Annotated in this window: 15 protein-coding genes; 8 read left to right on the plus strand and 7 right to left on the minus strand. The window is 63.9% G+C overall.

What is annotated here, in order from left to right:
* Positions 1-19: 19 nt before the first annotated feature.
* A complete protein-coding gene (locus tag DSM100688_RS02410; RefSeq protein WP_152357544.1) occupies positions 20-469 on the minus strand; it encodes a VOC family protein in 450 nt (149 codons plus the stop codon).
* A 410-nt stretch (positions 470-879) separates the two neighbouring features.
* Between DSM100688_RS02410 and DSM100688_RS02415 the strand changes: the two genes are divergently transcribed.
* The 4 genes from DSM100688_RS02415 (at position 880) to DSM100688_RS02430 (ending at position 4608) form a co-directional block, all read left to right on the plus strand.
* Positions 880-2256 carry an MFS transporter gene (locus DSM100688_RS02415; RefSeq protein WP_152357545.1) on the plus strand — a complete coding sequence of 459 codons (1377 nt, stop codon included), beginning with the start codon at positions 880-882 and terminating at the stop codon, positions 2254-2256.
* Positions 2257-2332: 76 nt separating this feature from the next.
* Positions 2333-2947, plus strand: a complete 615-nt coding sequence (locus DSM100688_RS02420; protein ID WP_152357546.1) for an isochorismatase family protein — start codon at positions 2333-2335, stop codon at positions 2945-2947.
* Between the two features lie 140 nt (positions 2948-3087).
* Complete coding sequence (locus DSM100688_RS02425; protein WP_152357547.1) at positions 3088-3381, plus strand: helix-turn-helix domain-containing protein; 294 nt, start codon at positions 3088-3090, stop codon at positions 3379-3381.
* A 6-nt stretch (positions 3382-3387) separates the two neighbouring features.
* Positions 3388-4608 carry a type II toxin-antitoxin system HipA family toxin gene (locus DSM100688_RS02430; protein WP_152357548.1) on the plus strand — a complete coding sequence of 407 codons (1221 nt, stop codon included), beginning with the start codon at positions 3388-3390 and terminating at the stop codon, positions 4606-4608.
* Here DSM100688_RS02430 and DSM100688_RS02435 read toward each other — a convergent pair.
* Together DSM100688_RS02435 and DSM100688_RS02440 are read right to left on the minus strand one after the other, a co-directional pair.
* The gene (locus DSM100688_RS02435; RefSeq protein WP_152357549.1) at positions 4597-5943 is read right to left on the minus strand and encodes a sensor histidine kinase; all 1347 of its coding nucleotides are present in this window, start codon (positions 5941-5943) and stop codon (positions 4597-4599) included. The genes DSM100688_RS02430 and DSM100688_RS02435 overlap by 12 nt on opposite strands.
* A complete protein-coding gene (locus tag DSM100688_RS02440) occupies positions 5940-6671 on the minus strand; it encodes a response regulator transcription factor (protein WP_152357550.1) in 732 nt (243 codons plus the stop codon). Before DSM100688_RS02440 ends, DSM100688_RS02435 begins: the two co-directional genes overlap by 4 nt.
* Positions 6672-6832: 161 nt before the next feature.
* Here DSM100688_RS02440 and DSM100688_RS02445 point away from each other — a divergent pair, with 161 nt between their 5' ends.
* From DSM100688_RS02445 to DSM100688_RS02455, 3 genes are all read left to right on the plus strand, one after another.
* Positions 6833-8800 (plus strand): hypothetical protein, encoded by a 1968-nt coding sequence (locus DSM100688_RS02445; RefSeq protein ID WP_152357551.1) that lies wholly within the window; start codon positions 6833-6835, stop codon positions 8798-8800.
* A gap of 110 nt (positions 8801-8910) precedes the next feature.
* Entirely contained in the window at positions 8911-9558 is a 648-nt protein-coding gene (locus tag DSM100688_RS02450; protein WP_152357552.1) for an ABC transporter ATP-binding protein, read from the plus strand.
* 136 nt (positions 9559-9694) lie between these two features.
* Complete coding sequence (locus DSM100688_RS02455; protein WP_152357553.1) at positions 9695-10069, plus strand: hypothetical protein; 375 nt, start codon at positions 9695-9697, stop codon at positions 10067-10069.
* Positions 10070-10095: 26 nt separating this feature from the next.
* Here the strand turns inward: DSM100688_RS02455 and DSM100688_RS02460 are convergent, their stop codons facing one another.
* Together DSM100688_RS02460 and DSM100688_RS02465 are read right to left on the minus strand one after the other, a co-directional pair.
* Entirely contained in the window at positions 10096-10803 is a 708-nt protein-coding gene (locus DSM100688_RS02460) for an SOS response-associated peptidase (protein ID WP_152357554.1), read from the minus strand.
* A gap of 100 nt (positions 10804-10903) precedes the next feature.
* Complete coding sequence (locus tag DSM100688_RS02465) at positions 10904-11203, minus strand: DUF2316 family protein (RefSeq protein ID WP_152357555.1); 300 nt, start codon at positions 11201-11203, stop codon at positions 10904-10906.
* A gap of 260 nt (positions 11204-11463) precedes the next feature.
* Between DSM100688_RS02465 and DSM100688_RS02470 the strand changes: the two genes are divergently transcribed.
* A complete protein-coding gene (locus DSM100688_RS02470) occupies positions 11464-12423 on the plus strand; it encodes an aldo/keto reductase (RefSeq protein ID WP_152357556.1) in 960 nt (319 codons plus the stop codon).
* A 61-nt stretch (positions 12424-12484) separates the two neighbouring features.
* Here the strand turns inward: DSM100688_RS02470 and DSM100688_RS02475 are convergent, their stop codons facing one another.
* Both DSM100688_RS02475 and DSM100688_RS12300 read right to left on the minus strand, forming a co-directional pair.
* On the minus strand, positions 12485-13120 hold the full coding sequence (locus tag DSM100688_RS02475) for a pyridoxamine 5'-phosphate oxidase family protein (RefSeq protein WP_152357557.1): 636 nt from the start codon (positions 13118-13120) through the stop codon (positions 12485-12487).
* A 47-nt stretch (positions 13121-13167) separates the two neighbouring features.
* Positions 13168-13422: an ATP-binding protein gene (locus DSM100688_RS12300; protein WP_152357654.1), complete on the minus strand. Its 255-nt coding sequence runs from the start codon at positions 13420-13422 to the stop codon at positions 13168-13170.
* Positions 13423-13541 lie beyond the last annotated feature (119 nt).

Consider the following 13541-nt stretch of genomic DNA (forward strand, 5'->3'; position numbering starts at 1 on the left):
TTGTCGTGCTTTCCGTTTCCTATTCCTGTTCGTGTCTGTGGTGCGTTGCGTCGGGCCAGCCGCTCCAGTCGGTGACGGCTTCGATGTTGTTGCCGTCCGGGTCAAGGACGAATGCCGCGTAATATCCGGGATGGTAGGCGCGCGGCCCGGGGGCGCCGTTGTCGCGCCCGCCGGCGGCGAGTGCGGCCGTGTGGAACGCGCGGACGGCGGCCGGACCGTCGGCGAGGAACGCGATGTGGGTGACCGGGCAGACCGGCGTCGCGGCCGTTGCGTCGTGGCCGGTGGCTGCGGCCGGTTCGTCCATCGGCGATACGTAGAAGTCGGAGTGCGGCGTGCCGTCGTCGACCCCGAATCCGATCGTCGGTTCGTGGTGGGCTTTGGCGATGTAGCCGAGCGGCGCGAGCGCCTTCGTGTAGAACGCAATGCTGCGGTCGATGTTGCGCACCTTGAGCGTCAGATGATCAAGCATACTGTCACTGTAGCGCGGGCGGGCCGCCGTTGCGCGCGTCGGACAAAAGTCGCGTCTGCACGGTGAATCCGGGTGCCGTGTTTTCGTTGCGTTGCGGTGGTATCGTTGTGGGTGAATGAGACGTGGATCGACGTTCGTGGATGAGCGTCGGTTCGACGGATCGATCATCGGCAACACCACGGGATAAGGAAGCCTCATGTATCAGGTTCTGGTGTCTTTCGCCTACGACTAGTGCGGACTCGCGTCGTCTCGCCTGTCCTGCTGTTTCGTCGCGGCCGTTCGACGGCCGTGACGTGTCGTTGTGCGTCATTCACCGAACCGTTTCCCTGCGACCGGCTTTCGCGATTGCCGAATCGTATCGGCGTATCCGATGTCGGCCGTCAAGGGACTCATGAGAAACGAGTCTCATCATGCATGCCATTGATCCGGAGCCGACGTCGGCTCCTGCGACCATCGAATCCTCATCACCCGCTCCATCATCCAAGCCATCATCAGCACCATCGACGCGGCGACATCGCCGTTCGCTGTGGAGACTACCCGCCTACCGCAACTGGTTCATGGCCGACACGGCCGACGTGCTTGCGGTCAGCCTGCGCACGTTCGCGATACCGTTGGTCGGGCTTGCCGTCTCCGGTTCGCCGTTTGTGGCCGGTCTGCTCGTCACCGTCGAATCGGCCATCGGCCTAGTGTTGATGTCGGTGGGCGGGGCGCTCGCCGACCGGCACGACCGTCGTCGGCTCATGATCCTGCTCGGCCTGACTGGCATGGGATTGTCGGCCGTCGCGACCGTACTGCTGGCCGCGGGACTGATGGGCGTGCCCGTGTTCGCCGGGCTGGTCGCGCTGTTCGCCGTGATGAACGGTCTGCTCGGCCCGTCCAACGACGCGATGCTCAAATCGATCGTGCCGATGGACCGGTTCGCCAACGCGCAGGCCATCCGCGAGGCGCGCGAATCGTGCGTCGAACTGTCGGGCGGCGCGATCGGCGGCTTCCTGTACCGGATCACCGGATGGATGCCGTTCCTCGCCTCGGCGATGCTGTATCTGATCGCCACGGTCACGGCGTTCTCGCTGCCGCGACGCAATGCCGTTGCGGATACCGATACCAGTGTCACGGCCGCGACCGACCACGACGACAAGCCGGCCCGGCCGGCCCCGTCGTTCCTTGCACAGTTCGTCGAAGGCTGGCAGTGGACGTTGGCTAAGCGCACGATCCTTGCGGCCATCGCACAGGGAGCGGTCGTGAACGTCGCCTGTTATGGCAGTATCGTCGGCGTGCAGATCATGCTCGCCGCACGCGGCACTGACCCGGCGTTGATCGGACTGGTCAACACCGCCACCGGCGTCAGCGCGCTCGTCGGATCGCTGGCCGCCGGCTGGCTGGTCGATCATATCCCCACCGGTCGGATCATCATGCTCACGTTCGCGGTGCTCACGGCCGCGATGATCCCGCTGACCGTCACCGATTCGTATCCCGTGGTCGTCGCGTGCATGAGCGCCACGTCGCTGCTGTTCCCCGCGCTCAACGCGGGCGAACTCGGGTTCATCTTCGGCCGCACGCCCGACGCGATGCAAGGGCGCGTGTCCACGGTGTTCGAAACGACGATCGGCATCCCCGGCGCGCTCACCCCGGCCCTGGTCGGCTGGCTGCTGCAGACGCACGGCCTCGGCTTCCGCGCCGTCATGCTGCTCGTCGTATGTTGCGCCGCGTTCGGCCTGCTGCTCGCCTGCCTCACCCCGACCCGAAGCATCCCGAAACCGGCGCAATGGGACGAGGCCGAGCTGTAGACGACGCCGGGCGATTCCGCCGCCGAACCAGTAGAGTGGATGCCGGCATATCGGCATCCACTTGAGGGAGGCAATCATGGCAGGGAAGGCGTTGATCATCGTGGACGTGCAGCCGACGTTCTGCGAAGGCGGGGAGCTCGGCGTGGACGGCGGCAACGCGGTCGCCGAACGGATCGCCGCATACGTGACCGCTCACCGCGGCGAATACGCGGTTATCGCAACCACGCAGGACTGGCACATCGAACCGGGCGCGCACTGGTCAGAGCATCCCGACTACGTGGATACGTGGCCGGTGCACGGCAAGGCCGGCACGCCGAACGCCGAACTGCATCCGGCGATCCGCGCGCTGGACGTCGCGCATCACTTCAAGAAGGGCCAGTATTCGGCCGCATACTCCGGGTTCGAGGGCATCGAGGACAACACCGACCGCATCCAGTCACGCGAGGAAGTCACGGCCGCGCAGTCGGCCGGGCGGACTTTGGCCAATGCGCTCAAGACGGCCGGCGTCACGCAGGTGGACGTGGTCGGCATCGCCGAATCGCATTGCGTCAAGGAAACCGCGCTCGATGCACGCAAGCTCGGCTATTCGGTCACCGTGTTCGAGGACCTCACCGTGCCCGTCAGCGAAGAGCTCGGTGTCGCCGCCCGCAAGGACATGGCCGCCGCCGGCATCACCCTCCGCCACTCCTGATCGATTGCGGGATCTGCTCCACAACCTGGAACGAAAGTCACCTGGTCTCTTGACTTGATACGGTCTCCATCGAATAAAATGCAATATATTAGTAATTATCAATTATAAAGAACAATATACTGTATATAAGAAAGCTCCTGATGAAATATACCCCCACTGCGGTAAGACGCGATCTACGTACTCTGGGAGAACGATTTTCCCAGCAACGCCGGCTGCTATCGCTGACTGTTGCCGATGTGGCGCAGCGCGCCGGAGTCAGCCCGACCACGGTATCGAATCTCGAACAAGGCAAAGCCGTACGTACCGACTCGCTGCTCAGTATTGCCCGCGTATTGCAGATGGCGGACGCGCTGGTCGCCTCATGCGACCCATATTCAACGGATCTTGGCCGTCTCAGAGCAAACGAACAACTGCCCAAACGGGTAAGGAGATGATGCGTCATGCCGGTGAAGACCGTTGAAGCCACGGTTGTGATCACGCTTGAAAACGGAACGGAAGTCACGGCTGGCGCATTGTATGCCACCGGCGACGATCTATCGTTCCGATATGACGCGGATTATGCCGTTGCCCCACACTCCTTCGACATATTCCCGTCGTTGCCTCGCTCGCTGGCACCGTTCTTTTTCGCCGGTCTGGGACCGTTCTCGGATTGCGCTCCCGACCGCTGGGGGCGCAAGATCTTCGCCCGCAGTCTGAAACGCACTCGGGTCAGCGAATCGGAATACCTATTCGGCGTCAATGACCTTACCCGTCAGGGAGCGGTCCGTTTCCTTGTCGATGGCAAGCCTGTGGCAGGAGACGAAGGCGTCCCCGTACTGGTCAATCTGCCAGACCTGTTGAACACCGCCGACGCGGTGGAACAAAACCGCGAGGTAAGCGACATCTCGCTACGAAGACTGTATCGCGCGACCGGTTCGTTGGGCGGCGCCAGGCCCAAGGCATCGGTGGCCGATCGACAGGCGTTATGGCTGGCCAAATTTCCCAAACCCAACGGCGACGAATGGGACGTCATCGGCTGGGAGGCGGTCACCTTGGAGCTCGCGCACATGGCCGGCATACAGGTGCCGGAACACCGTACTCTCGCGGTGAACGATATCGGAGGAAGATCCAGAACGGTGCTGCTCACTAAACGATTCGACCGCGAACCTGCACCGTCGGTGGACAGTATGACGAGAATACCGTATATGTCCGCCATGACCGCATTGGAGGCAACGGACGGGGACGGCGGCGACTGGCTCGATCTGGCGGAATTCACGCGGCGATCGGGAGGCGATACCGTGGAACTATGGCACCGAGCCATGTTCGGCGCGGCGATCGGCAATCTGGACGACCATCTGCGCAATCACGGTTATTTGCGCCGCAGCAATGCGTGGGAACTGGCTCCGGCTTTCGACATGAATCCCGAACCATATGACGCGAAGGCGCCCGACATCCATCAAATCGCATTGTTCGGTGACACAGAGGTCACTGTGGACAAGCTACGATCCGACGATTGCCTCAGTCTGTTCGGAGTAAGCCGCAAACATGCCGAACAATGGTCCATGACGCTGCGCTCGGTGTTAACGCAGGCAATTCCGCGTGCCGCCATGCGACATATCGATGCGTATTCCATCAATCTGATGAGCGGGCGGTTCACTTCGGCGGTTGCGTCATTGCAATGATGGCGCAACCGATTGCCGGTGCAACGGCAGATGGGCAGACAGTGTCCATGTGGCGTCTTGCACGGTGTGGTCGAGTGCGCCGCCGAGACGGTGGAGCTGCTCGGCTTTGGTACGTAGGCCGGTTCCGGGACGTATGGCGGTGCCGGAGTTGCCGGAGCCAGCGTCGTCGGTGCGGATATGGTTGCTGGAGACTAGTGTCGCCTGGCAGCCGTCGAGCGTGATGCGGATGGCGCAGTCGGTACGCGGCTGCGCGTGCTTGGCGATGTTGTTGCCGGTTTCGTCGATGAGATCGTGCAGTACGTTGACCGCATCGATATCATAGCGTTGCGGCAGCGTGCCGAAACAATCGGCGTCCACGGCGAATCCGAGCGCTTCGAGACGGTCGGCGGTCTCGTGAAGATGATCGCGTAGCATGGCGGCTTCCCCGGCCGGATCGTCATCGGCATCTGCGTCGGTGGTCGGAGGTCTGCTGCCGTCGAGGATGCCGATGACGGTGCGGGTTTCGTCAAGCACGTCTTGCGCGATACTGGACAGGTCGGTCAGTTCCGCACGTAGTCGTGCCGTGTCCGGCGCATCGGCAGTCCATTCGGCCCGATCGTTGCCGAGACGCAGGATGAGATAGGCGAGCCGGTTGGTGACCTGATCGTGAATTCGTGTGGCCACCGCCGCGCGTCGCTCCTGTTCGCGCATGGCGTGACGGCGCCGCTCCAGCTCCCGTTCAGCTTCCTTGGCGTCATCGAGCCGCTGCTTCCACGCCATGAGCAGTCCCGCAACCGGCGCGGCGGGAATCGTCACAAGCACGGCCATCATGGCGGAATCGTCGGCCGGCCGCACGACGCCCAGCATCGTTCCCGCTGCAAGCGTCAGCAGTTGCGCGCCGGTCATCATGAAACCATGCCGCGTGTTGTGACGAGCGGCCAACATGACGCAGCATGCGACCGGCAATATCATCAACGTCACTCCCCCGGTCAACGGCGGCATCAGGCACGCACACGCCCACGACAGTGTGACGGCATGGCCTGAGAACAACGGATGCCAATACGCGACGACGGTCAGTGCACAGGCGACAACGATCGCCAGCACAGCCGGTATCGCAACGGCCCCGGCCGCGAGTGCCGTTACCGCGAACGTCAGCGTCAGGCCGATACTGGCTGCAACGATCACCGCCGTGAGATAATCCGTGACTGTGTTGCGCATATCGTCGTTTGTTGTGCAGGTCGTGCGGGCGCACTGCGAATCGTTGTGGTCGTTAGCGGAATGCGGATGCGTGGTGCGGTCGCAACGCAGATCGTCGGCATCGGTGCCGATATTGTGCTGCGTGGTGCGGTCGTTCATAGCAGTCCCCTGCGCTCGCAGATGGCGATGAGGTTGGTGCGGTTGCATGCACCGAGCTTGTCGCATGCACGTTTGAGATACGTGGCGATGGTGTATCGGCTCAGGGAGAGCGATTGCGAGATGGCGTCGGTTTCCATGCCGTCGGCGAGCATGCGGATGATCTGCAGTTCGCGTGTTGACGGCATGGTCGTCACAGAATCGGTAACGGTCGCGGCCGGTGACGTTGCGCCGATCCGACCTGTCGTTGTGCCGTTGCTCGTCGCGTCGATGGCCGCTCCGCTGTCGGTCGTATCGACGTCATGGAAGGCGACGCCGGCGATCGGCGAGGGGCTGGCCTTGCCGTGCGCGGCGTGCAGGATGGCGTTGCGTATGCCGGGCAGATCGGTTTTCGATACGATGGCCTGCGCGCCGGCACGGGCGGCTTGTGCCGCGTAGGTGTGCAACGTGAACGACGTGATGCATACCAATCCGATAGCCAGTCCGGCGGCGCGGATGCGTCGGCAGACTTCGGTGCCGGGCAGCGGCTCCATCGACATGTCGACCAGCAGCACGTCCGGCCGGGTGTGCGGGTCGCGGCATAGGTCGATGGCGTGGTTGCCGTCATCGCTTGCCCATGTCACGTCGACGCCGTTCATGCGGGCCAGCAGCGCGCGCAATGCGCCGAGGGTGAGCGTGTCATTGTCGATCATACCCACCGTGACCGGTGTATCGGTTTCCCTTGTCTGCATGCCTCCATTATCGGCCTCCGTATTGCCTCCGCACGTTATGTCCCTCACCGGGGGACATTGCTGGAACCCGATGTTCGTCGCACGTACGGTGAAGCCGATTCCCAACGGCGCATCAGTCGGTGGGAAGTCGCGGGAATCGTCCTGATGAAGGGGAGGTCGTCATGCATCGCAGGCTGTTGGTGGTGTCGTCCGCGCTGATGTGCGCGCTGGCCGTGTTCGTGGCGTGGGTGCTGTGCGATCTGCATGATCGTTCCCTGCCGCAGGAACTGCATCCGTTCGCCGTGGTCACCGTGACGTTGCCCGACGGCATGGACGACGCCGACGCATTGCGTCAGTTGGCCGAGCAGAACAAGAAACTTGGTTTGGGATTGGTGAGAATCGTGCCGGATATGGAGCACGGCACCGACGCGCAGGTGTTTGTACCGCTGCCCGGCACCACGCTGCAGAGCGTGAAACCGGGGATGTTGATTCGCCGGTTCGGCAGTCTGCCCGACGGCAAGGTCGCCGGATCGGATCGCTTGAACAGCGCGTCGGCCGGCGGCCAGTATCTGGTATGCGGGCGATGGGGCGACCCTGCCCGCACGGGTTTGGGCACATGGGCGGCCGGTGCAGGCGTGCGGTTGGAATATGGCGACGATGATCTGGCGGGCGATCTGCGCATGCTGTTGGGACAGTCGAGTTTCCGTGCCGCTCTTGGCGCGACGGTCGCTCTGATAGCCGTGCTGGTGTTGTTCTGGCTATCATTCAAGGCACGGTCGCGTGCCCTGCGCGTGCTGGCCGGGGTGCCGGCATGGAAGATCCAATATGATGATGCGGTCGGTCTGATGCTGCCGATGCTGATGGTCGCCGTGATCGTGGACGCGGCGACCGCACTGGGCGTACTCGTGTCACGTGGCGGGGTGTTCGTGCCATATCTGCTGCGTGTGATGCTGCTGTTGGAGGCGACGGCATTCGCCTGTCTGTTGGCGTTTACGCTGGTGCTGTCGGCCGTCTGCTGGCCGTCCGTGCGCATGATAGCCGACCGACAGCCCATGCCGCGGGGATTGCTCCGGGCAAGCGTGCTGGTCAAGGCCGTGGTGTTCGTCGCCGTACTGGCCGTGCTTGCCCCGTCGATGCTTTCGTTTCGCGAGGCGTCCGACGCGACGCGCGAACAGTCCGTATGGCAACGGCTGCGCGATCAGGTGTCCGTATCCGTCACGTTCGGTCCCGATCGCACCGACATGGATGCAAAGGCCGCCGTTCTGATTCATGCGATGGAACGGCAGGGCAAGGCCGCATTGTCGTACACGTTCACGGATGGGCAGGAGAACCAGACCACGACGGATACGCCGGTGGCCGGTCTCGTGACCCGGTCCTGGCTTGATCTGATCGGCATCGACCTCGACCTCGACGCCACGGACGGCATCACGCCGGTGAACGTCGATCGGTTGGACGATCCGGCGCGGCAGATCATCGACCAGTTCGTCACATGGGCCAAGGATGACGCTCAGGCCAGACGATTGCGTAACGAGTCAAAGTATTACGTGGCGGATGGTGTGACCGTGCCGCTGCTCAAGGGCGGCTCCGACGAGATGCTGTTCTCCCGTCATGCGGCGATCATCGTCGTGCCGGATTTGAACGGGTTCTCCGATTCCGGATTCCTCACGCCGGCGCTCTCCTCACGTAACATCGTCCTGACCGGACTCGACGACACCCGACGGCAGGCCGCGCAAGCCGGACTGGGCGCGGCGATATCGGTGCGGTACATCGCCGAGACACAGATCCTGCGCGCGCAGTTCTCCGCGTACTTCGCATGGATGCAAGCCGCCGCGATCATCCTGCTGCTGGCCGCGCTCGCGATGGTCGCCCTCGTCGGCGCCGACGTGCGCGCCACCCTGCGCGCCGGTCACGACTATCCCCTGCTGCTGGCCGGATATGCGCCCGGCCGTCTCGCCACGCCGACGATCCTCGCGGAAACCCTGTTCGCGCTGGCCACGGCCGGCGTCGTCTCCATCATTCTCGTCACGCAACAATCGGACGGAGTATCGATCACCCTGCTCGTCGCCGCGCTCGCCGCACTGTTCTCCGCCGTCTGCCATCGCACGGCCACAGCCAGCCGATTCCACGCGATCAACGACCGCACACTGTAAGCCTTCCCCCAATTCTCCCCATCAGGGGCCGTGTCAGCAGACGGGCCGCCGATACGGCCGTCGGCCTGATCGGCAACCATACATATCCACATCCCACAAGGAGCATGACCATGACCACCATAGTCTGCCGAAATCTCGCGACCGGCATCAACGGGCACGTCATCACCGGCGGCATCAACCTCGACATCGAACCCGGCACGATGACCTCGCTGACCGGGCCGAGCGGCTGCGGCAAGACGACGCTCCTGCACACCATCGGCCTGTTGCAGATCCCGTCGGCCGGCACGCTGGCCATCGACGGCATCGACGCGACCGGTTGGAGCCAGCGACAGCGCCGACGGTTCTGGCGGGACAAGGCCGCGTTCATCCTGCAGGACTACGGCATCATGGACGAGGAAACCGTCGGCTTCAACGTCAGCATGCGACTCAACGGCCTCGGACTGGCGGTCGGCGGCGACCGGCGACGCCTCCGCAACGCCCTGCGCCTGACTGGACTCGCCTCGCGCGCCGACGAAACCGCATCGCACCTCAGCGGCGGCGAGAAACAGCGTCTCGGCATCGCGCGTGCCATCTACAAGAACGCGTCCGTGATCCTCGCCGACGAACCCACCGCTTCGCTCGACGCCGGCAACCGCGCCAACATCATCCGACTCCTGCGTGAACGCGCCGTACAAGGCGCGACCATCATCCTCGCCACCCACGACCCCGTGCTCGTCGATGCCTGCGACCGCATCTACCAAGTCGCCCCATCTTCATAAACACTCATTCTCCGGCTCCCCTCTCCGAGGGGAGCTGTCAGCGCAGCTGACTGAGGGGAGCAAATCCAAATCAAGTCACATCTCCGACCGACACCCCCATCATCACCACCATCCACCACACACAGGAGCATCCATCATGACCATTGCATCCCGTCCCCGCACCATCGTCATCGCCGTGGCGACCGCGTTCCTTACGGGCATACTCATCGCCGCGACGTTGGTCGTCACCGGCACTGTCACGTTCCGTCGCGCCGACAGCGTCCCCTGCAACAGTCTCACCTCCTACGAGTCGGTGCAGGCTGCAGTCCGCGACAAGGCCGACATCATCGCACGCATCAGACACGTCGGCACCGACGTGAACATAACCCCCGTCACCGCCGACTGCCCGGATTCTGCCGAACAACTCGGCTATCTGCGCATCACCTACGCCACCGACGACGAACGCGACGCCATCCGCAACATCCTCGGCGGCGACAGTCTCGGCGTATACGTCACTCTCGGCAAGCGGTGATCACAGGATCGCGCCATATCCCACAGTCAAAACAGGCTGGGCGTGTGAGGTTGCGGCAGCGGTCGGATCAGCGTGCGGCCGTCGCCCGTCGGGCCGAACGAGGCGACTTCATGGAAGGCGAGCTTGCGGGACAGTGCGATGCCACCCTGCTGCATGTTCGTCATCAATGCCGTGCCATCGACCGCGCGGTCGAGCCATATGTCGGTCATATCGTGCGGCACGAGCAGCGGCATGCGATCATGGATCGCTGCCGGGCCGTCCACGGCCTGACAGGTGAGGATCGTCGCGGTCAACAGCCACGGCGCCGGGCCTTGCGACTGCGGAGCACGCCACCACGAAAACAGTCCGGCCAGCAACAGTGGCACATCGTTCGGCGCGTGAAAATAGTACGGTCGATGGCCGTGATATTCGTAGTAGCCGGTGGCGGGGATGATCGCGCGCATGGACTTGGCCGACTCGGCGAATGTGGGTTTGACGCATGCCGATTCGACGCGCGCGTTGTATGTGGGATACGGCAGTTCTTTATCGGCGCTCCACGCCGGGATCAGCGACCAGTAGGCGCCGGCCAGATGACGCCGGCCGTCCCTCCCCTGCGCCACGATGCCGATGGTCCGCTTGGGGCGGAGATTATAGGAAGGCGCCGGGAGCGCGGCGGGGTCCGTCGCATCCTTGTCCACGTCGAACCGAGCCGCGATCGCATCCCAGTCCAAGTCGGCCGCAAAGCATCTGCACATGGCGTCAGCGTATCACCCGGCGATCCACAGACCGGTTCCGTGCAGTCGGCTCAGCCGTTCTCGTCGACCGGAACGGCCGCACATCGCCGACCGGCACGGATCAGTCGAGCCGGTTCGCGTCGATGATACGGTCGTCGAGAAACCAGTAGTCATGCGGGTCGCCGCGCAACGCGCTGAACGGCACCGGCTCCACGCCCGCCACCGCGGCCTTGTCAAGCAGGTAGCGTCGCACGATCCACGGGTATTCGAGCACGCCGGATCGCAGTCCGATGATGCGTTCGATGGTCGAGCCGGGCACACCGAAATCGGCGCCGATCCGCTCCGCGGTCAATCCCAGCAACGCCATGTTCTCGCGGAACTCGCGAATGGTCGCCGCACGCTGTTCGCTCGTCAAAGACATGCCGCACTCCCCCTTGTCGCAAACCTATCGAAAACGAAATTCTCTAGGACCCACGATAGCCGCCCGCGACATTCGCCGCGCGCTCAGCCGGCAGCGGAATGCGCTCACGCTTGGACCGTCCGACGCGTGACAATGATGGGGACGTGGAACGCGGATGCGACGAGGACGGCGGATGCCGGACGATCGTCCGCGACGCGTCGCAACGATTCCGCACGACGGATATGTACGGGTATGTCAGATACGCAGGAAAGGACGGCATCATGACCGATCAGCGTGTGAAGGTTGGCAACAGCGATCTGGAAGTGTTCCCGCTGGTTCTGGGCGGCAACACGTTCGGATGGACGAGCGACGAGGCGACCAGCCGCAAGGTGCTCGACGAATACGTCGAGGCCGGCGGCAACTTCATCGACACCGCCGACGTGTATTCGGCGTGGGCGCCGGGCAACGCGGGCGGCGAGTCCGAGATCATCCTCGGCCGCTGGCTGGCCGTGCGCGGCAACCGCGACCAGGTGGTCGTCGCCACGAAGGTGAGCGAGCACCCGCAGTACAAGGGCCTCACGCACGACAACGTGATCGCCGCGGCGAACGAGTCGCTGCTGCGCCTCGGCGTCGACGCGATCGATCTGTACTACGCGCACTTCGACGACAAGAGCACGCCGCTCGAGGAGACCGCCGCCGCGTTCGACGAGCTGGTCAAGGCCGGCAAGATCCGCGCGATCGGACTGTCGAACTATACGGCCGACCGCATCGAGGAATGGTTCCGCATCGCCCGCGAGCACGGCTACGCGCTGCCGGTCGCGCTGGAACCGCACTACAATCTCGTGGCCCGCGGCAACTACGAGCGCACGCTCGCGCCGGTCGCCGCACGGGAGAACCTCGCCGTGTTCCCGTACTTCTCGCTGGCCGCCGGATTCCTGACCGGCAAGTACCGTTCCGCCGCCGACGCGGAAGGCAAGGCGCGTCAGGGCATGGTCGCCGATTACCTCAACGCCGACGGGTTCGCGCTCATCGACGCGCTTGATGCGGTGGCCAAGGCGCACGGCACGGCGATCGCCACGGTCGCGCTGGCATGGCTGCGTCACCGTCCGCAGGTCGCCGGTCCGATCGCGTCCGCCCGCACGCCCGAACAGCTGCCGGCGCTGCTCGACTCGGTCTCGCTCGACCTGGCCGCCGATGAGATCGCCATGCTCGACAAGGCGTCCGAGCCGTTCGCCAAGTGACTTTGGATACTTTCTGGCTTCCCTGAGCCGTCAGCGCAGCTGACTGAGGGGTACGTACCCGTTACTCCTCAGTCTTGGCGCTATCGCCCGCCTGTCTGCCATGCACACGTCCCGGCTTGGCATGTGCCTTCGCCGTAAGCCGCGTCGATTCGATCCTCCAGACCGCGACGCTGTTCACCTGTGCATCGGTGAACTCGGCGTGCGGCATATGCGCCTGATGCGCCATAAGCAGCTGCAGTCCGTGTCGGCGTTCGTCGAGATTGTCCACGATCGAGGCGACGCCGTTGCCGACGACCGACGTGAACGCCTCGCCCCAGTTGCAGGCCGTGCGCCCTTCGATCACCTCGCAGTCGGTGCGCATGGCGAACGATACCGGCAGACGGTTGCCGCCCGCGCGGATCGCGTCAAGCTTGCGCCCGCGCGGAGCCGAGTGCATCCACAGCGTGAGGGCGCCGGTTTCGCAATCGTATTCGTACCCGAAATTCAACGGCACGATCGTCAGTCCCTCGGCGTCCGTATACGCCATATCGACAATGTCGCACCGGCCGATGATTTCGCCGATCTGTTCACGGTCTATGATCTCCCGATCCGCCCGCCGCATCCGACGATGTTCGCCGGCAACCGTATGCTTGTCGTCGCGTCGTTTCGGCCGATGCGTGCTGCCAGTCAGCCCGTCGCCAGTATTTTCCACACTCATAGTTGGCATCCTCCAATCTCATTCATCTGCGTTGGCCAGAGAGCATACTAGATATCCGACGAAGATACGCCGACGCGTTGCTCTATCGGCAGCCGTACGGTGACGGTCAGTCCTCCGTGCGGGTTGGCGTGCAGGTTCATGGTGCCGTGGTGGAGTCGGATGATCTCGTCGCAGATGGACAGGCCGAGTCCGTGGTTGGGTGTGCCGCGGCGGTTGCTGATTCTGCTGTCCGGGCCGCGGTTGAACGTGGCGAGCAGTTCCGTCGGATCGATCCGGGTGAGGTCCTTGCCGGTGTTGGCGATCGTGAGCGTCGCATAGTCGTCGCCGTCTCCACCAGTTCGACGGGCAGACGGCGCAGCAACGCCGTCAGATCATCCACGCCCGCTTCGGACAGCACGACGGTCTCCGGGCTCGGGCCATC

The sequence above is a fragment of the Bifidobacterium ramosum genome, assembly GCF_009299505.1.
GTDB classification, from domain to species: domain Bacteria; phylum Actinomycetota; class Actinomycetes; order Actinomycetales; family Bifidobacteriaceae; genus Bifidobacterium; species Bifidobacterium ramosum.